The sequence below is a fragment of the Sporolactobacillus sp. Y61 genome (assembly GCF_040529185.1).
GTDB lineage: Bacteria > Bacillota > Bacilli > Bacillales > Sporolactobacillaceae > Sporolactobacillus.
This window is the reverse complement of sequence record NZ_CP159510.1, coordinates 1,494,853-1,515,455: the sequence shown is the minus strand read 5'-3', so window position 1 is coordinate 1,515,455 and position 20,603 is coordinate 1,494,853. Positions and strand designations below refer to the sequence as shown.

Below are 20,603 nucleotides of genomic sequence, written 5' to 3'. Positions count from 1 at the left end.
GGCCCATTCATTTACCCTCGTGACCCTGATGGGGTACTGCCCGTTCATGAGGGATCAAATGTTGTCAGGAAAATTGTAAAAATATAGACTTTCAATTTTTCCCGGAAATGGACTTGCATTATTCGTCAATAGTGGATATAATAATTCTTGTTCTGATTTAATACCCCATGGCCAAACGGTAAGGCAGCGGTTTCTGGGGCCGCGATGTTCTGGTTCGAATCCAGATGGGGTAATCAAACAAGAGTCCGAAACCTTTGATCAATCAAGGTTTCGGGCTTTTTTACTGGCGCTGTCTCACAGCTGTGAGAGATACTATTACTACCGATTGTTGGCCGATAAAGATCTAAAATCATAAAGAGCAAGACGATTTTTTGTCACTGGATGGTCTTGAACATAGCGAAACCCAAAGTCTTCATACAGATTAATAAAAATTAGAGAGTGCATTTTTCACACCCTCTTTCCCTGCGAAGCCTGTAAATTGATTCAAATCCATAGAAAACATTACTGCTTTTGCCCCCATACACGTCGCATTTTCTCTTCAATCGTTTTCCTTTGTTCCGGAGTTGCAGATTCATAGATGACGAAAGGAGATTTTAAATCTTCAGGGAGGACATTAACTTGCTTCATACGTTCTAAAGCCGCTTCGTCAATGACGAAATCCTGATCCAACATTTCATTTCGTGTTGCCAACTTGTGCTCATCTCCTTTATATTCACTACTTTTCTTTTTAACATCTCCTAATGTTCTTTTCTATAATTTTATCCCAAAACGAAAACATTAACCCCCCTCTTGAAAGTGTTGTGGGACTTCTGTCTGACCATTTCATTAAGGTAAATATTGGTTATCATTCACCTGGCAGGCTGAGTTCTTTTTCCCTGCCGCCTGAGTCCATCCTGATCGCCCTGTTTTCGGCAGCAATCGCATTCCTGCCGGCTACAGCTTCATCCTGCTGCTTTATTCAGATGCTCAATAACAGGACCGAATGCAACAAGGGGGCAGATGATACCGGCCCGCAGAACAGAAAAAAATCTCTGAATAACCGAAAAGGACAGGCCGCCACCGACCTGTCCTTATGAAGCATTTTTTTGACTGAGACACTGCGCTTCTCAAGAAAGAAATCATGGATTACTTATTAACTGCTGATCTCTGTTCGTACTGGTGAATCACTTCACGCGTAATCGGATCATCACTTTCAAGCCCGCTGATTTCTTTCAGAACATCCGTGACTGAAGAGGCTTTCAGCTTATTCTGCAGTTCAACAGCTTCCTTGTCGCCCGCTGCATCAAACTGAAGCGCTGCCGCCATCGCTTTTGCCAGATACGTGTACGACAGACCCAGTTTTTCTGCCTCTTTTGCCGGTTTAACCAGCCGGTCTTCCGGGCCAAGCTTGCGAATCGGCGAACGTCCGACACGTGTCACATCATCATTCAGTTTCGGATTTTCAAAACGGTGCAGGATTTTTTCAATATACTGTTCATGAACTTCAGGCTTGAAGCCGTAAGTTTTGATCAGATAGGCACCTGTTTCTTCGATGGCTCCTTTAACGTCCTGATAAATCTTCTGATCACGGAGCGTTTCATGAATCTTTTTCTTTCCTGCAAGATAGCCAAGATAAGCCGTCACTGCATGCCCGGTATTGACGGTGAACAGTTTACGTTCAATATAAGGAGCAAGATCCGGGACGATCTGCATGCCCTTCACTTTCGGAAGCTGCTGATCCGTCGCGACGATCCATTCATGATAGTCTTCAACAAGGACGTCCAGCAGTTCCTCATTGTGCTGCAGCGGAACAATCCGGTCAACGGCTGAATTCAGAAAATAGACGGTGCCTTCCAGCTTTTCTTTTGTCTCATCGTCCAGCGCTTTCAGAACCTCTTTCTTCAAGAGATCCGTCGCATTAATCTGATTCTCGCAGGCAATCACATATACTTTTTTGTCATTCACTTTCAGGCGTTCTCTCAGGCCGCGTGCAATCAGCGGTGCGATGAAGGGCAGCACCTTCGGACCGATGGCTGTTGTAATATAGACAGCGTCCTGAATCGCCGAAACAACCTGTTCAGGATCGGTTTTATTGTTGATCCCGGACACATTTGTAATCGTCACTGCCTGCTGAGGCTCGGAGGCCGTACGCACCGTGTATGTTCCCTTTTCGTTGAGTGCATCAATAATCTGTCCGGCAATATCAACAAATGTGACATGATAGCCTGATTCCGCAAACAGGGCACCGATAAATCCTCTGCCAATATTACCTGCTCCAAAATGTACGACTTTCTCCATCATAGATCATCCCTTTGAAAATTTATTCTTCAAAAATCTATAAAAAATATCTTCCAGTTTCGCGCGAATCATTTTCGCGTTCGCTGAGGAAAAGACCAGTATGCCTTCCTCATCCTCAACAAGTGAAGAACTGATCATGCTGATGACCTCCTGCAGGATCACGTCCAGCGGCTCCGGGGCCAGCAGAATCAGAAATTCAGTTACGTCCACCCGGCTGTCATCCATTCCTCTTAATCTAAAAGGATGATCCGTGTGACCGATCAGAAAGGCAATATGGCGGATTGAACGGTCACGGCAGTGGAACAGCGCCATTCGGGTATCCGGAATGGCGAGACCGGCTGCTTTTTCCCGTTTCAGAAGTTTTCCGGAGACGCTGTCCGGATGATCGGTCAGAGCCAGACGTGCCGCCTGATCCGACATGATCCGGATCACCTGCTCCATCGAACCGGCGTCCGTTACGGGCACGACAGTAAAGCTGTCCAGAATGTCTTTCACTCCGGTTCGCGCCTTATCCATTTCGTTCAGAAATTGCCCGAGTGACCGCTCCGGTTTCCCCCGGTAGCGCCTGATCTCCTTCGATGCACGGCCTGTAAATGCCCGGGGTACGGCTTTTCGTCGTGAGATCAGCTCCGAGGCTAGTGCCCTGATGTCATCAATATTCTCCCGGCTGAGCAGCGGATTGACCGTAATACAGGGGATTTTTTGCTTTGGCAGCAGCACGGTTGAAAGAATCAGATCAAAGTGATTAAGATCCATCTTTTCCATATCGCTGATTGACGAAACCGTCACCGATGAGAGTTCCTGTATCTCTTTTCTCAGTCTCATCGCAAGCATCTTTGACGCCCCGATACCGGTCGGACAGACAACCAGCGCACGCAGGCGTACCGTCTGTTTTCTCTGTTCGAGTGCCGAGCCGAAATGGAGAACGACATAGGCCACCTCATCATCCGGAAAATCAATTTTACTGAATACCCGTTTCAGACAATCGGCCGTTACCTTGAACAGGCCGGGAAACTGATGTTTCACTTGCCGGGTCAGCGGATTTGCTGACGGGATATTTTTTCTGATCCGGAACAGTGAGGGTTCGAGGTGGGCCATCAGTCCCTGGAACAGGGAGAAATCTCCGGTCAGATCAACCTGCATCGCTTTGGATACATGCTGAATCAGTTCTTTTATTTCCCTGCCGGTGATGGCCTGATCATAGTAAACGGAATCAGCATGCTGCAGCCTTGAACCTTTCAGTATATCGTCAAGATAATTCCTCTCTGCAGCCGGCAAGGTGACGCCGAGACGCGTTGCCAGCACATCGCACAGGGTGTCGATAAACAGATGGGACGCCGCCCCGCCTTTATCCTCCTCAGCAGTCAACGAAAAGCCATCCTGAAACCTCTGCACCGTGATACAAACCTGAATCATGAATCCCACATAATCACTGTCGGCCAGCTCAGCCGGCATAGACGACATATGATCCCGGATGACCTGGTCAATGTCATGCAAATAACGGGATTTGAAATAATGCAGGATTCGCCTGTCTGATGCGGCATCGAAATGATCCAGACTGAAAATGGATCTAATCAGTTCTTCATTAAAATAAAGCAGAAAGAAGTTGCCCAGTGCCCGCCTCTTCGATCGTTCATATCCGGACAGGGTGACGCCGACGCCCCGTTTGCGCACAATGGCCACATCAAAATCTTTGAGCCAGTCGGTCAGCTGATCCAGATAAGACATCAGTGTCGTGACCGATATATTCAGATCCAGAGCCAGGGCGCTCGTTTTGACCGGTTCACGGGCCTGCATCAGCTGGAGCAGCAAAAGCAGTCGCCGCTCTTTCACAGACAGATCCAGAGGTTCAACTTCCGACAGGGCCTGAGCCAGTTTGAAAACGGCCTGATCCGGTCCTTTAATTTCCACGCTGTCATTGCCCATCCGCTCCAGCTTCAGGCCAAAGCGACTGACCATTTTTTCTATCTTTTTCAGTTCCCGGTCAATGGTTCGTACACTGACCTGAAGATAGTTCGCCATGGACATCGGCGTGTGCCTTCCTCCTGTTTTGATCAGCAGTTCGATGATCGTTTTTTCTCTGCTCGTCATGTACATCGAATCAACCCATTCCTTCTCAGCAGTGGCGATCATCGATAAAAATGTGTGACTTAACTTTGATGATACGTCGGGATCAGCTGCTTTCCTTTATCGTATCATTAATAATCGACAGAAGAGCATCTGCAGATCCCGCTTTTACCATTTTCCTCACATTTTCAATATCTGCGCAGGCCACGGCAATCTTTGAAAGAATCGCAAGGTGGCCGTTATTTTTCCCTGCTATACCGAAGATCATCCGGGCGGTGTTGTCACCAAAGGCAACACCTTCAGGAACCTGAACAATGACAATACCCGAGTTAATGACTTCCTTCTTCGTTGCTTCTGTCCCGTGCGGAATCGCGATCTCATTGCCCATGTACGTGGACATATCCTTTTCACGGTCAATCATACCGTCGACATATGTTGGCTTCACGTAGCCGCCGTCAACAAGTGCCTGCCCGGCAAACCGGATCGCCTCTTCTTTACTGGAGAAGGATTTGTTCAGGAAAATGTTCTGTTTCTTCAGTACGTTAGCGTCCGCGAAAACATTGCCCCCAGTTTCATCCTTTTTCTGTGCCGGTGTTGCCTGATCACTGCTGCCCTTTTTCAGCTTGTCGATCAGCTGATCATAGGTCGGGCTTTCCAGAAAATTATCGACTGATACGTGATAAGCCTGAGGTGCTTTATCTTTTGCCCGTGGCGTCAGCTCCGACTGTGTCACAACAATCTGAGCATCCCCAGGTATCGAGCTGACAGCCGAATTCGTGACCGTAATATTCAGACCGGCGGCATTGACTTTCTTCCGCAGAAGGGATGCCCCCATGGCGCTCGATCCCATTCCGGCATCACAGGCGAAAACGATTTTCTCAACCTTTGCCGGATGAAGCGGCTGATCATCTGCCAGCATACCGGATACACTGCTCTTTTTCCCTTTCATACCTTCCATTTTCCGTGTGGCTTCATCAAGATCACCCGTACCCTTCTTATCTCTCTTCAGAATCAGCGTTGCGATCAGGAAAGAGATCGTCATGGAAACCGCCACATCAAGGATGTTGGCTGTAAAGGCGCCCAGAGAATGCGGCGTTGCGATCAGCATGGCAATGATACTGCCTGGAGATGACGGACCGACCAGACCACCATGCAGTGCCGTCAGAGTAAATACTCCGCTGATTCCGCCAAGAATAGTCGCGAAGAAAAGAAGCGGTTTCATTAAAATGTAAGGAAAATAGATCTCATGAATCCCGCCAAAGAAGTGGATAATGGCTGCCCCAGGTGCCGTTTTTTTCGCATTACCCTTACCAAAGAAGCAGTAAGCCAGCAGGACGCCCATGCCGGGACCCGGGTTCGCTTCGAGAAGGAACAGAACGGACTGTCCGGTCTGTCTGACCTGCTCGACCCCGATGGGTGTCAGAACCCCGTGGTTGATGGCATTATTCAGGAAAAGCACCTTGCCGGGTTCGATGAACAGGCTGGCAAGCGGCAGCAGTCCGGCTGAAATCAGCCACTCCACACCGGATGCGAGTCCGCTGCTGATACTATCCACTACAGGGCCGATACCAAGAAAAGCGAAGACTGCCAGCAGTCCGCCAAGAATACCGGCAGAGAAATTATCAACCAGCATCTCAAACCCTGCTTTAACTTTACCTTCTATCAAATGATCAAATTTTTTGATCAGATACCCTCCGAGTGGTCCCATGATCATGGCACCAAGGAACATTGGAATTTCAGAACCAATAATGATACCTGCAGTCGCGATAGCTCCGACAACTCCCCCTCGATGGTCGTAAATCACTTTACCGCCTGTATAGCCGATCAGAATCGGAAGCAGATACGTGACCATCGGGCCAACCAGTTTGGCCAGTTCTTCATTCGGCCACCAGCCTGTCGGGATAAACAATGCGGTTGTCAGCCCCCACGCAATAAATGCGGCCATGTTCGGTAAAATCATCGAACTGAGGAAGTTTCCGAATTTCTGAATTTTAACTTTGATGCCTTTACCTTCGGACATATTTTCCAACCTCCTGATAAATCTCTCTATATATGATGCAAAAAGATGCAGGGTATAAGCGCTTACATTTGTAAGTGCCTGAACCCCTTTTCTCTCTGCCTTTATTATAGGGGTCAGGAAAACCGGATAACAAGAGAAACTAAAGTTAACTTTGTCACAGTACGGATGACAAAACTTTGAAAGCGTTTTGACTAAAAACGCCTGATCTCTTCTTCCCCGTTCACGTTGATGATATAGGCACCCGGATGGAGGATCTGCAGCAGCTTCTTCATTTCGCCTTCCGGGAGTGAAACACATCCGGCTGTCGGACGGCCATTATCGACATGAACAAAGAAGCCTGAACCCGCAAAGGGCTTTCGTGCCGTATTATAATTGATTACCACCGCGTAACGATACTGCAACGGATAGTCGGCAAGATGTTCGCTTGGCGCATGAAAATGAGCCCCCTCCTGCCAGGTGTTGTACTGCGGATCTTTGCTGTCTTCTACCCACCAGGACTGAGGGGTGATCTTTCTGAAGGGCAGCGACGTCCCCGGATTTTCCGTCCCGAAGGCAAAGCCAAGCGGATAAGCACCATACGGCGTTCTGCTCATACCCTCACGTGTCGGGCCGATCCCGTTCGTCCCGACATGTCCGTCTGTCGACAGGCTCCGGACCCAGGACTGACCTTTTTTCTCCCAAAATTCAATATGCGCCCGGCTGCCGGAAGCCACAACGGTCAGAATCTGGCCCGTTCGGCCGGAAAGCCTGGTTTCAGCAACAGGCGGCTGAGCAGGCTTCGGTGCCGGCGTGCCTGCCGGGGCGGGCTGTGCCTGAGGTTTGGGTGGAGCCGCCGGTTTGGATGGAGCATCTCCGGTTGCGGCAGGTTTGCTCTCTTTTTTCGACTTTGTCGCCACTTTGTTCACTGTCCCCTTTTTACTGAATTTTTCCGATGGCTTTTGTTGCTGCTGTTCTTTCTTTGCCGGCTGACGCCTTCCGGTCTGAACCCTCATGGTTTTGGTTTGACGCTTTGAGGCTGCATAAATTCTGATGGTCTCCTCCCGGTTTCTTACGTGTTCCCGGTCTCGACCGGATTTATGACAATTTCACGGGTTTCATAGTGATCAGCAGGAATATGCTTCACAACCGGATGATTTTGAGCAGACCCGGAGGCTGTCAGCAGCACGCCGATAAACAGGATAACGGAAACCGCCATCATATTCCGCAGTTCCCTCATTGCTGTCACTCCTCATGATACTGTACTTTTAGTGTATCATGGTTACACTGGCAGTTAAAAATTTATTTCAAAAAAACCATTTTTTAAGAAAAAAACACCGATTAGAAAATCGACGGCGCTGCCGGAACCGTCGCCTTTGCCTTTTATGGCTTGTGCGGAAGAAGCGAAATCCTGCGGGTACAGCGAAAAACAACCAACCCGTTCACCGGAGGCAATGTATAAAGAAAAAGCACCCGGTGAACCGGGTGCCTGGATCATTATTTCATATGGATCTGCTGAGATTCAGACCCCTCTGTCCGGGCGGCTGCCTGCAGCAGAGGAAGTGCTTTGACGGATTGAATCAGTTCGTCCAGTTTCCCTTCGATTCGATGTAACAGGAAAAAAGTGACAACTGCCGGGAAACCCACATCCCTGATCATCGGGAGCCATACGTCCATGAGAGTTCCTCCTTTCATTTTATAAAAAAAGCCGAAGGGAATGATCAGATTTTCCCTCCGGCTCTGCCTGATGGAACTCAGGCCATCTCGATCGGTGTGGTGTTATTTTCCGAAATACGTGCGGATTTGACCTGAGTCAATTCTCCGCCGGTTGATTCAAAGACATTTTGAGCGATAATTTCATCCATGGCACTTCGAACGGCAACCGGATCAGCGGGTTCGACAGGATCATTAAGTGACAGAGTGACGCTCTTGCCTGCCGTATTCAAAAACACCAGATTCAGTCTCTTCATTTCGCCTCTCTCCTTTCTTTAAGGATAGCCTGATGAGCGGGATCAGGCCGTGATTTCCGATGTGTCATCGCGCTCAACAGAGACGAACGGATGCTGCTGCAGCGGAGCCAGCTTGCCGGCGATGGCCAGAAGTGCGTCGGCTGACGCGGCCGGCTTAATATTCCGGAATACCTTGGTCAGGACAACCGGTTTGTCCTCTTCGTCCAGCCCGCCATCAAAAGTCAGGACAAAGGCAGACTGAGTAATTGCGCTGTTTGCCATGCTTATCACCTCCTGTGTCTAATAAGTAGACAAGAGAGAAAAAAATGGTGAGTCTGTTCTTTCTGAAAAATGAAAATCGTGTACAATAGATAAGAGGGGCGGCGTCAACTGGCGCCTGCCCACGGGGAGGGATGATCGTTATGAAAACACGTATTGCAACAAATCAGGCACCTCAGGCAGTTGGTCCTTACTCACAGGCTGTATCCGCCGGTGACTTCGTCTTTGTCTCCGGGCAGATTCCACTGGATCCGGAAAGCGGGAAACTCGTTGAAGGAGGCCTTGAACGTCAGGCCGGCCGGATTTTTCAAAATATCGGCGCGATATTAAAAGAAGCCGGGCTGGATTTTTCACATGTTGTCTCTGCTACCGTCTTTCTGACCAACATCAACGATTTCAATGCGGTTAATGACGTTTACGGAAAATACTTTGAAGGCGGCGTTCTGCCCGCCAGGTCCGCTGTCCAGGTTGCTGCACTGCCAAAGGGCGCGAAGCTGGAAATCTCCTGCACGGCTTATCGCGAATAATCACGATTCGGTCAAAAAAAGAGGATCATGACCCACCTGTCCGGTGTTTCATGATCCTCTTCCTTTTTTGGAAAATAGTTACGCCTCGTTAGTATGGCTCCGCATTCTCAGACCGATCTTGATGCATTCGTTGACAACCAGCGGGACAAGAGCAAAGAGGATGACGATCAGCCAGTCTCTAAGCGACAGCATCTGAACATGGAAGGCGCCGGCGAGAACAGGAATTGAAATGACAACAAACTGCAGCAGCATACCAAGCAGGATGGCACCGATCAGATATTTATTGGAAAACAGGCCGATCTGGAATATAGATTTTCTGGAATTCCGCATGGCAAGTGAGTAAAAGAGCTGCGAAACCGCCAGAACAACGAAGGCCATTGTTTCCGCATAGTCCAGCACATGTCCGGGAATGTTATCCGAACCCATATTAAAGCCGTATTCGTTCAGGCCGAAATAAAAGGCAAGTAAGGTCAGGACACCGATCAGTGTTCCGCCCAGAACCGCGTGGAAAGCCGCCCCGTGAGCAAAGAATCCTTCTTTGGGATTCCGCGGCTTATTTTTCATGATATGTTTATCCCCGGGATCAACACCGAGGGCAATGGCCGGGAAGGTATCGGTAATCAGGTTAATCCAGAGAATCTGAGTCGGAAGAAGCGGCACCGGCCAGAAGAAGAGCACCGAAGCAAAGATCGAGATGATTTCCCCGAGATTACAGGACAAAAGGAAGATCACCGATTTTTTAATGTTGTTATATATATTCCGGCCTTCCTCAATCGCTGCGACGATCGTCGTAAAGTTATCATCGGTCAGAATCATATCGCTCGCGCCCTTGGACACATCGGTGCCTGTAATCCCCATGGCGACGCCGATATCTGCGCTTTTCAATGACGGCGCATCATTAACCCCGTCACCGGTCATCGAAACAATGTTACCGTGTGACTGAAAGGCATTGACTATTTTTACCTTATGCTCAGGGGACACCCGGGCGAACACGCGATACCGATTAATATTGTCTCTGAATTCCTGAGCCGGCATGGCGTCAATTTCACTTCCGGAAATCGTCTGATCGAGTGAGGTGGCAATCCCCAGCTGCGTTGCGATCGCCGCCGCTGTATGCTGGTGGTCACCCGTGATCATGACCGGTGTGATGCCCGCGCGTTTTGCCTTGCTGATGGAATCTTTAACTTCAAGTCGCGGCGGATCGATCATACCGACCAGTCCGGTAACGATCAGATCATTTTCCATTTCATCCGGCTCCAGTACCCGGTCTGTATCTTTATACGCGGCACCTAAAACACGCAGTGCCTGGTCGGACATTTCTTCAGCGGCCTTCAGATAATTGGCCCTGATCTCGTCCGTTAATGGCACAACCTGTCCATCCACAAGGGCACGAGTGGCGATTTTCAGAATATTGTCGATTGCCCCTTTTGTATGGACACGATACCCGGAACCCTCTTTATTCAGCGTAGACATCAATTTTCTGTCGGAGTCAAAAGGTTTTTCAGCGACACGTGCAAAGGATCCCTCCAGATCCTTTTTCGCCAGATGATATTTCTGGCCCAGCACAACAAGGGCTACCTCCGTGGGGTCGCCCGTGCTCTCCCCATCCTCATAAGTCGCGTCGGAGCAGAGGACAAAGGATTTGATCATGTCCTTCAGATCTTGGGACCCGGCGGTCTTTGCACCTTCCTTCGGCACATCTTCAAAATGGCGATACGTGTACGTATGCACGACCGTCATTTTGTTCTGCGTCAGCGTCCCGGTTTTATCCGAACAGATAATGTTCACCGAACCAAGCGTTTCAACAGCTGGCAGCCGTTTGACAATCGCGTGGATCCGCGACATGCGGGTTACGCCCAGGGCAAGCACAATCGCAACGATGGCCGGAAGTCCTTCCGGGATGGCGGCTACGGCGAGACTGATCGCAGTCAGGAACATCTCAAAAAGGTCGCGCTTCTGAATCAGGGCGATCACAAACATCAGGGCACAGATCGCGATGGCAAGATACCCGAGCATTTTCCCAAGTCCGGCAAGTCTTTTCTGAAGTGGCGTCAGTTCTTCATGATCTTCATCAAGAACTTTGGCGATCTTGCCGATCTCCGTATTCATACCGGTTGCGACAACCACCCCTTCACCACGTCCATAAGTCGTCAGCGTGGACATAAACGCCATATTCGACTGGTCGCCAAGCGGTGTTTTCGCGTCCTCGTGCAGGTCGGACGCCCTCTTCTCAGTCGGCACCGACTCACCGGTCAGTGCCGACTCTTCAATCTGCAGATTGACGCTTTCTGTCAGTCTGAGGTCGGCAGGTACGTACCGCCCGGCATCCAGAACAACAATATCGCCCGGCACAAGGGTACGGGAGTCGATTTCCTTTACTTCTCCGTCACGGCGTACAAGCGCGCGCGGCGTTGTCATTTTCTGAAGCGCTTCTATCGCCTTTTCGGCTTTAAATTCCTGAAAAACGCCGATCACGGCATTTAATACCACAACAAGCAGGATGATAACCGCATCGGTGTACTCTCCGATGAGCAGCGTGATCACTGCCGCCCCAAGCAGGACGTAAATCAGCATATCCTTCAGCTGAGCAAAAAACAAAGCAATGACGCTTTTCTTTTTCTTGCCCTTCAGCTTATTTTCCCCGTGCTTTTCCAGTCTTGCCTTCGCTTCCTCAGCCGAGAGCCCGCGGTCCGGCCCAACCTCAAATTCTCTGAAGGCATCTTTCGCTGGTTTGGTAAACCACATTATCTCTTCAACTCCATCCTCCGGAAAACCGTTTCTACGCAGCGACTGCATTTCTGTTTCCTTTAGCATTACCCTTTTCTTCACCGCTTATCGAACAGAAGCGACAAATTCATGAACAGGTTCAATCAGGAAGACATTCATCTGTTCCTGGAGAAATCATTCACATGCGATAACAGGGCGCATGTCGCTGCCCTATAATCAAGTCTAAAGGACTCTGCGGGATTATTCAATCGCTTACAGTCAGAAACATCTGAACAATAGCGATTACAAACGCCCTGTATTATCCCTATGAACCCGGGCTCTGAGCCAATTTCAGGGCTGATCGTTCACAAATTTGTCAGAGAATATCAATGTATGGGGTGATGCAATTAAAGCGCCTACAGCATATTTCAGTGATCAGCTCGAAAGTATAGGCAGCGGTATGGCTCAGTCTTTCGCCACAACCGGTTTTTACGTTTCGATAAATGACAGGATGTCTCCCGTGCGTTACGAAAAAACCTCCAGGAGTAAGTTTCTGAAAACTCACCCTCAGAGGTTCAAAACTGGTCAAAACCAGGTCTGTCAGTGAACGCTGTGCATTTTTGCCCTGTTGTATGCTTAAAAATCCCACTGCAACGGGCTTTATGGAGCATAGGAGGCTCGAACTCCTGACCTCTTCGCTGCCAGCGAAGCACTCTCCCAGCTGAGCTAATGCCCCAAAACCTTGCTCAAGACAAGAAAAAGATTAACAAAAACCGGGCCTTTTGTCAAACCTTTTTTCTGACTCTTCCATGACATCGCGTATCCTTTATACCAGCATACGTATCGCCGTTCCGGCACAATGGCGGGATACCGCTTATTTTCGTTTTCCATCAGGCTTTTCGCATGAGTGCGACCTTTCAGCTATCGGATACTCCTGCAACGGTGGATCCGCCAGCACATATCACATGATTGTCGCATTTTGCGCGCTGGATAGTGCAAAACCTGTTATATAATAAGGTCTGTAATGATAGCGTTTACATATCACAGGAGGTCCTGCAAATGACTGATGATCCCGCAAAACTGGCTCATCACCGATGGTCGGTTTTTTCTTCTGCATGGGTTCTGATTCTGATTATTTCATCTATTGCGATGTACAGTGTTTTTTCTGAACCGCTGACTCAGCTGAGAGGATGGTCTCTTGGCAGCTTTAACCTTGCTTATTCCATTTATACGCTGATACAGGCCGTCACCGCCATATTTGCCGGCATGTATATGCATAAACATGGGGCAAAGAAAATGATGTACGTTGGCGGTTTCACCATTGCAGCCGGATGGTTCCTTACATCCTTTGCCTCATCTATTCCGGCGTTCTATATCACATTCGGCATTGTCGCCGGTGCCGGTTCCGGTATTCTCTATAACCCGTCTCTTGTCACCGCGCTGAAGTGGTTCCCCGAACAATCAGGAAGGATATCCGGTCTGCTCCTGTCCAGTGCAGCGATCGGCCCGTTTCTGTTTTCACCGGTCGCGGCGAAGGTGATCGAGCTCTTCGGTGTGCTGAATGCCTTTCGCATCTTTGGCGTTTCCTTCCTGATTCTGGCGTGGGCCGTCGCCTGGAAACTGGACAGTGCCCCTGAGGGATACCGGCCACCCGGCTTTCGCCCTTCAAAATCATCATCACAGACAAAACCGAAGAAAATCAATATCAACTGGAAAGTCATGGTGTCCTCGCCGCTGTTTTATCTATTGCTCGTTACTATGATTGTCGCCAGTACGGCAGGAACCATGCTGGTCAGCTCCGTATCGGTCATCGCCCAGCAGCAGATCGGGCTGACCGCCTCTCTTGGCGCGATCATTGTCAGTGTCAGTACCTTGTCAAACTTTATCGGTCGTCTGAGCTTTGGCGTTCTGTTCGAGAAGATGGGCGCATTCGGTTCACTGGTTTTCGATCTTCTGATCACCATCAGCGCGCTTCTTTTGATCGCATTCGCCGATACCTTAGTGGTTTTCGTCGTCTGCATCATCCTGCTCGGCTTTTCCTTCGGCGGAGTACTGGTCCTTTTCCCGCCGCTGACCGGTCAGCTGTTTGGACTAAAGTATCTCGAGATCAACTATGCGATCGTTTTCCTCGGATATGCCGGCGGTGCCTTCGTTGGGCCTCGAATCGCAGCCTACTTCAGCGAGACGGCCGGATCGTTTGTTCCCGCCTACTTTGTCGCAGCCGCTCTCAGCGCAATCGGCCTGATTCTGGTCGGACTACTTTCACTGATGGCCCGGAAGCAACTTTCAAATCAGAAAAAGCTGGTTCATCAATCCTGAATTCAGAGCCTGCTTCGAAAGGGGGGCTGCTACTATGGTTTAACCATTTCTTTCTTCAGTATCCGACGCTGAAGTTATCGACGTTCTTTTTAAATACATAGTGGCGACCGGTTTCCGGTGAATACGTCCGCACATAGATCCGGTGATGGATCAGATCAAACCCCAGCAGACGGATATAACCCTGACCTCCCTTAATCGACTGATAGTCGGAGAGAATCTGCAGGACTTTCCGATCCGGGTTTCCATCAAAATCATCATCAAGTTGATCCACGCGTCTGGCTGCTCCGAATCTGTGCCCGTTGAGAACCACTTTCACATTGGCATTTGGACGTACAATGCGCTCAAACAGCATCGAACCGGGTCCGGCTCTTTTCCCGTTATTTCCCAGGTAATCATGCACATAAAGAATAGCGGTCCGATCTTTATAGATTTTTAATATCTGATTCATCCAGCCGACTTCTTCCCCGCCGATGCCCCAGCCGATACCGAGCATGATAAACTTCTCACCTTTTACATCAATCAGATCGAAGTGTCCGCGATTATCTTTATACGAGCCGCCATACCACGGGTTCCAGCGAAAGCGTTCTTCGCCGAAATATTGGCCGTACATGCTGTAGTGTCCGGCCTGATCCCCAACGTCATGATTCCCTGTCACGACGCCATAAGGTAATTTTGCATCATCCAGAATCTTCATCGCCTGATCGGCTCTCTTCCACTGATAACTCCGGTTGAAGTTATTGACGATATCGCCGAGATGAAAAATATATTTTAGATTCAGCGATGCCCGGTTAGCGACAAACCACTGGTTCATTTTTTTAAATGTTTTCGGAAAGGACTGACTGTAATACTGCGTGTCGGGCAGAACGCCGAAAGTAAAATCGACATGGGGGGCATCTTGAAACAGAGGATGGGATACTTTACGCTGCACCGGCTCCAGCTGACTGATCAGCCAGTCTGACTTTCTGAGCAGCAGGGCACCGGAGTCAGCGGTGCCCTGCTGCATGATCGTTTCCAGGGTAGCGCCGGCATCCGGTTTCGAAGCAACAGACGCTGAGGCGAGGAGGCACAGACAGATAACAGGCATGATCGATTTGATTCGCAGCTTTCTCAAAACGGCATCCTCCCATTTCATCAGCTGTGTTATCATGCCCGTTTTTTCGTAAAATATGAACTCTGAATGAAAAAGGTACCAGTTGCCGGCACCGTGAAAATCATGTATTCTTGCTTTAACTTCAGAATTTTCGGATCAGGGAAGAGAGGAAAAACATATGGCTCCAAAAAGATCAGATGCCGAAGTGGAAAAATGGCTGGTCAGCTGCCGCAGACAACTGCACCGTGAGCCTGAACTCGCTTTTGAGGAATACAAAACGACCGCCCGGATCAGCAAATGGCTGGATCAGTTTTCCATTCGAACGGCTGCATTTCCTTTGAAAACCGGCGCTCTGGCCGTCATCGGCGGGCAGAGACCGGGTCCGACGATTGCCCTGCGTTCAGATATTGACGCACTCCCGATAACAGAACAGACCGGATTGCCTTTTGCCTCAGTTCATCCGGGAAAAATGCATGCATGCGGGCATGATGTGCATATGGCGACGATGCTGGGTGCTGCGCGTTTACTGAAGGAACGTGAGGAGGAACTTTCGGGGACCGTTAAAATCATCTTTCAGCCGGCCGAGGAGAATGGCAATGGGGCCATTGAGGTGTTGAAAACCGGTCTGCTTGATGATGTGCAGTCCATTTGCGGCATGCACATTATGCCGTCTTTACCGACGGGTACCATCGGCATCCGTTCCGGTCCGCTGATGGCCGCTGTCGACCGGTTTATCATCGATATCACAGGTATCGGTACGCATGGCGCCACGCCTGAAAAGGGGAGTGATACTATTGTTGCGGCTACGCAGATGGTCGGCGCCCTGCAGACGATTATCAGCCGGAATACATCCCCTCTGAATCAGGCGCTGATCAGTGTCACCCGGCTGGAGGCCGGAAATACATGGAACGTGATGCCTGACCGGGCGCAGCTCGAAGGAACCGTACGCACGTTCAGCGAAGAAGTACGGGAAAATATCGAACAAAAGATGAAACGGGTTGCCAGACACACGGCGCTCGCACTGGGTACAGAAGCGCATGTCCGGTATATAAGACTCGGCCCGCCTGTGGTGAATGATCCGCTTTTATCCGGAATAGCCACTGATACGGCTGCGGCTTGCGGGTTGAACGTGGTTGAACCCCCGCTGACCCTCATTGGTGAAGATTTTGCCGAATACCAGAAAAAGATCCCCGGCAGCTTCTTTTTCATGGGCGTTTCAGGAAATTCCGATCTGCATCATCCCGACCTGATCGTTGACGAACAGGCTGTTCTGCCCGCTGCCCGTTTTTTTACAGAACTGGCTGGCCATCTGCTGCGCAGGTTGAAGTTATAAAGAAAAATGAACGCAGGCAGGCGGTCAGGTTCTGCTTCGCGTTCAGACTTCAGGAATCACGGTCAGTGATTTCACTGACATAATAAATGATTTCGGGATTTTTGTGAAACCACTTTTTTTTGCGAAAATAAGCACGCATGGCACCGTCTTTCAGTTCATCCACGCCGATCACTTCCGTCCCTTTTTTACGCGCAAAAGCCTTGATTGATGACAGCATGGTCTCTGAAATCATGGTTTCCTCAGGCCGGCTGATTTCAACAGGTAACGACTGCTTTCCATCGAATTCAGCATAAAATCCGTATTTGTTCATGGAATCCCTCCTTATGTTTCAGTATAAGCAGTTCTCCGGTCAGTCATGTATTCGTCAGGAGCCAGTGGCTTAAGGGTTTTCAGCAGTGATTACCGGATGGAGATCGTCCTTTATTCGTGTAGCGCAGGAGGGTCGTCCTGTGAAAAAACATTTTTAATAAATACGTTTATTTGGGACAGCCCTGCGTGCGCCACCACGTCGATTTTCCACATCTCCTTTAGTTTTTGCTTTACTTTATTTAAATTATAGAACAGATTGTAAGCGTCTGATAAGAAAAGGCGCAGTCACTGTGTCCGCTCAAATTTCTTATATTCTCTTTTCTTTTTTCCTCTTTCAAAATCCTGCAATTATCGTCAGATTTTTCATATTTTAAAGAAAAAGCCTGCCGATTGGCAGGCTTTTTTCAGGACAGCCGTGATTTGAAATCTTTATAACTGAAAGATTTCACGATACGCAGTCCGTCTGTTTCATTAAATACAGCAATAGACGGGAGACCGACGCCGTTGAACGTATTGTTCTTGACCATGGAATATATGACCATATCACAGAACACCAGGCGATCTCCCGGGCGGAGCCGGTGATCAAATGAATAATCACCGATGACGTCTCCTGCAAGGCAGGTCGGACCACCCAGGCGGTACGTAAACGACTTTTCGCCAGGCTTTCCCGCTCCAATCAACACCGGGCGATACGGCATCTCCAGCACATCCGGCATATGGCAGGTGGCTGACAGATCCAGTATAGCCAGATCCATGCCGTTATGCATCACATCCAGCACAGTTCCAACGAGATACCCCGCATTCAGCGCAACCGCCTCACCCGGTTCCAGATAAACCTGAAGATCATACTTATCCTGCATGAAGCGGATGCAGCGCCTCAGCCGGCTCAGATCATAATCCGGACGCGTGATGTGGTGTCCGCCGCCAAAGTTGATCCACTTCATCTGCTTCAGGTACCTGCCGAACTTTTCATCTACAGCGGAAAGTGTATGCTCCAGAGCATCTGAATTTTGTTCACACAGGGTGTGAAAATGCAGGCCTTCAAGGCCCTCAAGCGCATCAGGTTCAAAGTTTTTCAGTGTGACTCCCATCCGGGAACATGGCGCACACGGATTATACAAACCGGCGGCGACTTCCGAGTATTCCGGATTCACCCGGATCCCGCAGGAAACAGGCTGCCCGGATTGTTTCACCCGGTCGCGAAACCGGCGCCACTGGCTGAAGGAGTTAAAAACAAGATGATCGGCGACGTGCAGGATCTCATCAAATTCACTTTCCCTGTAAGCGGGTGAGTAAACATGCACCTCTTTATCCATTTCCTCACGCCCGAGCCGCGCTTCATGCAGGGAACTTGAGGCGACGCCGCTCAGATATCTGCCCATCAGCGGATAAAGAGAAAACATCGAAAACGCCTTCTGTGCCAGCAGAATCTTACAGCCAGTCTGACGTTCAACCGTATTCAGGATTTCCAGATTTTTAATGAGCAGCCCTTCATCAACGATATAGCAAGGCGAAGGGGTCTGCCTGAAATCAATAGCCATCAGCTGCCCCCTCAGTCAATCAGTTCCGGCGAAAAGCTCTCCTGCCACGGCAGTCCGAACTGATTCAGTGCGTCCATGAACGGATCGGGATCAAATTCTTCAATGTTGTAAACACCCGGCTTTTTCCACTTGCCGGTCAGGATCATCGAGGCTCCGATCATCGCCGGCACACCGGTTGTATAGGAGATAGCCTGCGAGCCGACTTCCTTATAGCACGCCTCGTGATCACAGACGTTGTACACATAATACCTGACCGGTCTGCCCCCTTTTGTCCCCTGGAAGATGCAGCCGATATTCGTTTTCCCTTTGGTCCGCGGGCCAAGGGAAGCCGGATCCGGAAGAACCGCCTTCAAAAACTGCAGAGGGACAATCTGTTTTCCTTCGAAGTTGATGGGTTCAATCGAGGTCATGCCGACATCCTGCAGGACCTGAAGATGGTTCAGATAACTCTGCGAGAAAGTCATCCAGAATCTGATCTTCTTAATCCCTTTGATATGGAGTGCGAGGGACTCCATCTCTTCATGATGCAGCAGGTAGATATCTTTCGGTCCGATCTGCGGGAAATCATAGACTTTTTTGAACGACATCGGTTCCGTTTCGATGAACCGGCCTTTTTCAAAATAGCTGCCTTTTGCCGTCACTTCACGGATATTGATCTCCGGGTTGAAATTGGTTGCGAACGGATAGCCATGGTCGCCTGCATTGGCATCAAGTATATCAATCTGATGGATCTCATCAAAATAGTGCTTCTGCGCGTAGGCCGAAAAAACACCGGTGACGCCCGGGTCGAACCCGCTTCCGAGAAGAGCCGTAATCCCGGCCTCCTTAAATCTGTCCCGGTACGCCCACTGCCATTTATATTCAAACTTCGCCGTATCCTCCGGTTCATAATTGGCTGTGTCGACATAGTCCACTCCGGTCTCAAGGCAGGCGTCCATAATGGTCAGATCCTGATACGGAAGGGCCACGTTAATCACGATATCAGGCTGAAACTTCTTAATCAGTGCCACCAGTTCCGGAACGTGATTCGCGTCGACCTGTGCCGTCTGAATCTTTGTCCGCCCTCCGTCCAGTTTCTTTTTTAAAGCCTCGCATTTGGATACGGTACGGCTTGCAATGCAGATTTCTTCAAAAACAGCCGGATTCTGGCAGCATTTGTGTACCACAACACCAGCGACACCGCCTGCTCCGATAATTAACGCTTTTCCCATTTGATGAACGCCTCCTTAAATGTCCTTACTCAACTTCTTCCAAGAGATCCTTCACATAGTTCGGCAGGGCAAAGGCACCGATATGAATGTCCGGATTGTAGTATCGCGTCCTGAGGCCGAGTTTTAGCCACGCTTCCGGATCAAAATCCTTTGTCGGATGATCCTTTTTCGATGCGAATCCGAACAGCCAGTGTCCCGACGGATAAGTGGGAATATGCGCCTGATAGACGCGGCTGACCGGGAACGAGGCAACAATCCGCTTGTGCGCCCGTTGCATCGCCACGGCATCTACAGGATAAAAGGGGCTTTCCTGCTGATTGACCATCAGCCCGTCTGCGCGAAGGGCTTTATAACAATTGCCATAAAACTCTTTGGTAAAAAGCCCCTCACCCGGGCCGAACGGGTCTGTTGAATCTACAACAATTAAATCATATGCCTGATCTTTTGTCCGAACAAATTTCAGGCCGTCCTCATAATGGATCGACACCCGGGGTCGTCCAGACCGCCGGCGGTTTGCGGCAAGAATTTTTTACAGACTTCGACCACCTGCCGGTCAATTTCCACGAGATCAATCTGTTCAATGCCCGGATAACGCACCAGTTCCCGGACAGCACCGCCGTCTCCGCCTCCAATGACGAGCACACGCTTTGCTTGAGGATGCACAGCCATCGGGACATGGATGATCATCTCGTGATAGATAAATTCATCTTTCTCCGTCAGCATCATATAGCCGTCGAGGGTCAGAAACCGGCCGAATTCAGGTGAATCAAAGAGGTCGATTCGCTGAAACTCACTCCGGCCGGAATAGATCTGTTTGTCTACCTGAATCGAAAACTTCACATGCTTCGTATGCTTCTCCGTAAACCATAATTCCAAACCCTTCGCCTCCTTTATCCCGCATGAACGGGCAGTACCACCTCAGGGCCATGAGGGTACACGAACATGTCTGGGGGATCACTGTCCGCAGCCGTCCGATGGGTTCAACGAGCAATCAGGGCA

At 49.6% G+C, this 20,603-nt stretch carries 18 protein-coding genes, 2 tRNA genes and 1 pseudogene; 4 read left to right on the top strand and 17 right to left on the bottom strand.

From position 1 onward, the window contains the following. The first annotated feature begins 161 nt into the window (after window positions 1–161). Window positions 162–233: transfer RNA gene (locus ABNN70_RS07280), tRNA-Gln, on the top strand. A gap of 268 nt (window positions 234–501) precedes the next feature. Here ABNN70_RS07280 and ABNN70_RS07275 read toward each other — a convergent pair. The 10 genes from ABNN70_RS07275 to ABNN70_RS07230 all read right to left on the bottom strand — a co-directional run bounded on the left by ABNN70_RS07275 (window position 502) and on the right by ABNN70_RS07230 (window position 8,571). Next, window positions 502–690: a hypothetical protein gene (locus tag ABNN70_RS07275; protein ID WP_129930162.1), complete on the bottom strand. Its 189-nt coding sequence runs from the start codon at window positions 688–690 to the stop codon at window positions 502–504. A gap of 435 nt (window positions 691–1,125) precedes the next feature. Beyond that, window positions 1,126–2,277, bottom strand: coding sequence for a mannitol-1-phosphate 5-dehydrogenase (locus tag ABNN70_RS07270; protein WP_129930097.1), 1,152 nt, complete (start codon window positions 2,275–2,277; stop codon window positions 1,126–1,128). A 6-nt stretch (window positions 2,278–2,283) separates the two neighbouring features. Further along, complete coding sequence (locus ABNN70_RS07265) at window positions 2,284–4,368, bottom strand: BglG family transcription antiterminator (protein ID WP_353949295.1); 2,085 nt, start codon at window positions 4,366–4,368, stop codon at window positions 2,284–2,286. A gap of 82 nt (window positions 4,369–4,450) precedes the next feature. Next, on the bottom strand, window positions 4,451–6,364 hold the full coding sequence (locus ABNN70_RS07260) for a PTS mannitol transporter subunit IICBA (protein WP_353949294.1): 1,914 nt from the start codon (window positions 6,362–6,364) through the stop codon (window positions 4,451–4,453). A gap of 191 nt (window positions 6,365–6,555) precedes the next feature. Next, window positions 6,556–7,356, bottom strand: coding sequence for a L,D-transpeptidase family protein (locus ABNN70_RS07255; protein ID WP_353949293.1), 801 nt, complete (start codon window positions 7,354–7,356; stop codon window positions 6,556–6,558). Window positions 7,357–7,412: 56 nt separating this feature from the next. Beyond that, the gene (locus ABNN70_RS07250) at window positions 7,413–7,580 is read right to left on the bottom strand and encodes a hypothetical protein (RefSeq protein WP_353949292.1); all 168 of its coding nucleotides are present in this window, start codon (window positions 7,578–7,580) and stop codon (window positions 7,413–7,415) included. A gap of 54 nt (window positions 7,581–7,634) precedes the next feature. Further along, complete coding sequence (locus tag ABNN70_RS07245) at window positions 7,635–7,838, bottom strand: hypothetical protein (protein WP_353949291.1); 204 nt, start codon at window positions 7,836–7,838, stop codon at window positions 7,635–7,637. Next, entirely contained in the window at window positions 7,838–8,017 is a 180-nt protein-coding gene (locus ABNN70_RS07240; RefSeq protein WP_129930092.1) for a YvrJ family protein, read from the bottom strand. Before ABNN70_RS07240 ends, ABNN70_RS07245 begins: the two co-directional genes overlap by 1 nt. A gap of 77 nt (window positions 8,018–8,094) precedes the next feature. Continuing rightward, window positions 8,095–8,310: a DUF2922 domain-containing protein gene (locus tag ABNN70_RS07235; protein ID WP_353949290.1), complete on the bottom strand. Its 216-nt coding sequence runs from the start codon at window positions 8,308–8,310 to the stop codon at window positions 8,095–8,097. A gap of 42 nt (window positions 8,311–8,352) precedes the next feature. Next, window positions 8,353–8,571 (bottom strand): DUF1659 domain-containing protein, encoded by a 219-nt coding sequence (locus ABNN70_RS07230; protein WP_129930090.1) that lies wholly within the window; start codon window positions 8,569–8,571, stop codon window positions 8,353–8,355. A 140-nt stretch (window positions 8,572–8,711) separates the two neighbouring features. Between ABNN70_RS07230 and ABNN70_RS07225 the strand changes: the two genes are divergently transcribed. Beyond that, the gene (locus ABNN70_RS07225) at window positions 8,712–9,095 is read left to right on the top strand and encodes a RidA family protein (protein WP_353949289.1); all 384 of its coding nucleotides are present in this window, start codon (window positions 8,712–8,714) and stop codon (window positions 9,093–9,095) included. 78 nt (window positions 9,096–9,173) lie between these two features. On the opposite strand, the gene ABNN70_RS07220 is transcribed toward ABNN70_RS07225, so the two are convergent. Together ABNN70_RS07220 and ABNN70_RS07215 are read right to left on the bottom strand one after the other, a co-directional pair. Next, a complete protein-coding gene (locus ABNN70_RS07220; protein ID WP_353949288.1) occupies window positions 9,174–11,909 on the bottom strand; it encodes a cation-translocating P-type ATPase in 2,736 nt (911 codons plus the stop codon). Window positions 11,910–12,464: 555 nt separating this feature from the next. Then, a tRNA-Ala gene (locus ABNN70_RS07215) sits at window positions 12,465–12,537 on the bottom strand. 323 nt (window positions 12,538–12,860) lie between these two features. Between ABNN70_RS07215 and ABNN70_RS07210 the strand changes: the two genes are divergently transcribed. After that, window positions 12,861–14,120: an OFA family MFS transporter gene (locus tag ABNN70_RS07210; protein ID WP_353949287.1), complete on the top strand. Its 1,260-nt coding sequence runs from the start codon at window positions 12,861–12,863 to the stop codon at window positions 14,118–14,120. 55 nt (window positions 14,121–14,175) lie between these two features. On the opposite strand, the gene ABNN70_RS07205 is transcribed toward ABNN70_RS07210, so the two are convergent. Then, on the bottom strand, window positions 14,176–15,231 hold the full coding sequence (locus ABNN70_RS07205; protein WP_353949286.1) for a metallophosphoesterase: 1,056 nt from the start codon (window positions 15,229–15,231) through the stop codon (window positions 14,176–14,178). Between the two features lie 157 nt (window positions 15,232–15,388). Here ABNN70_RS07205 and ABNN70_RS07200 point away from each other — a divergent pair, with 157 nt between their 5' ends. After that, window positions 15,389–16,543, top strand: coding sequence for an amidohydrolase (locus ABNN70_RS07200; protein WP_353949285.1), 1,155 nt, complete (start codon window positions 15,389–15,391; stop codon window positions 16,541–16,543). Between the two features lie 49 nt (window positions 16,544–16,592). On the opposite strand, the gene ABNN70_RS07195 is transcribed toward ABNN70_RS07200, so the two are convergent. The 4 genes and pseudogenes from ABNN70_RS07195 to speE all read right to left on the bottom strand — a co-directional run bounded on the left by ABNN70_RS07195 (window position 16,593) and on the right by speE (window position 20,480). Beyond that, entirely contained in the window at window positions 16,593–16,853 is a 261-nt protein-coding gene (locus ABNN70_RS07195; protein WP_129930085.1) for a hypothetical protein, read from the bottom strand. Between the two features lie 403 nt (window positions 16,854–17,256). Further along, complete coding sequence (nspC, locus tag ABNN70_RS07190) at window positions 17,257–18,393, bottom strand: carboxynorspermidine decarboxylase (RefSeq protein ID WP_353949284.1); 1,137 nt, start codon at window positions 18,391–18,393, stop codon at window positions 17,257–17,259. An 11-nt stretch (window positions 18,394–18,404) separates the two neighbouring features. Further along, window positions 18,405–19,604, bottom strand: a complete 1,200-nt coding sequence (locus tag ABNN70_RS07185) for a saccharopine dehydrogenase family protein (RefSeq protein WP_353949283.1) — start codon at window positions 19,602–19,604, stop codon at window positions 18,405–18,407. 25 nt (window positions 19,605–19,629) lie between these two features. Beyond that, window positions 19,630–20,480 (bottom strand): annotated as a pseudogene (speE, locus tag ABNN70_RS07180) (polyamine aminopropyltransferase). Between the last annotated feature and the right edge of the window lie 123 nt (window positions 20,481–20,603).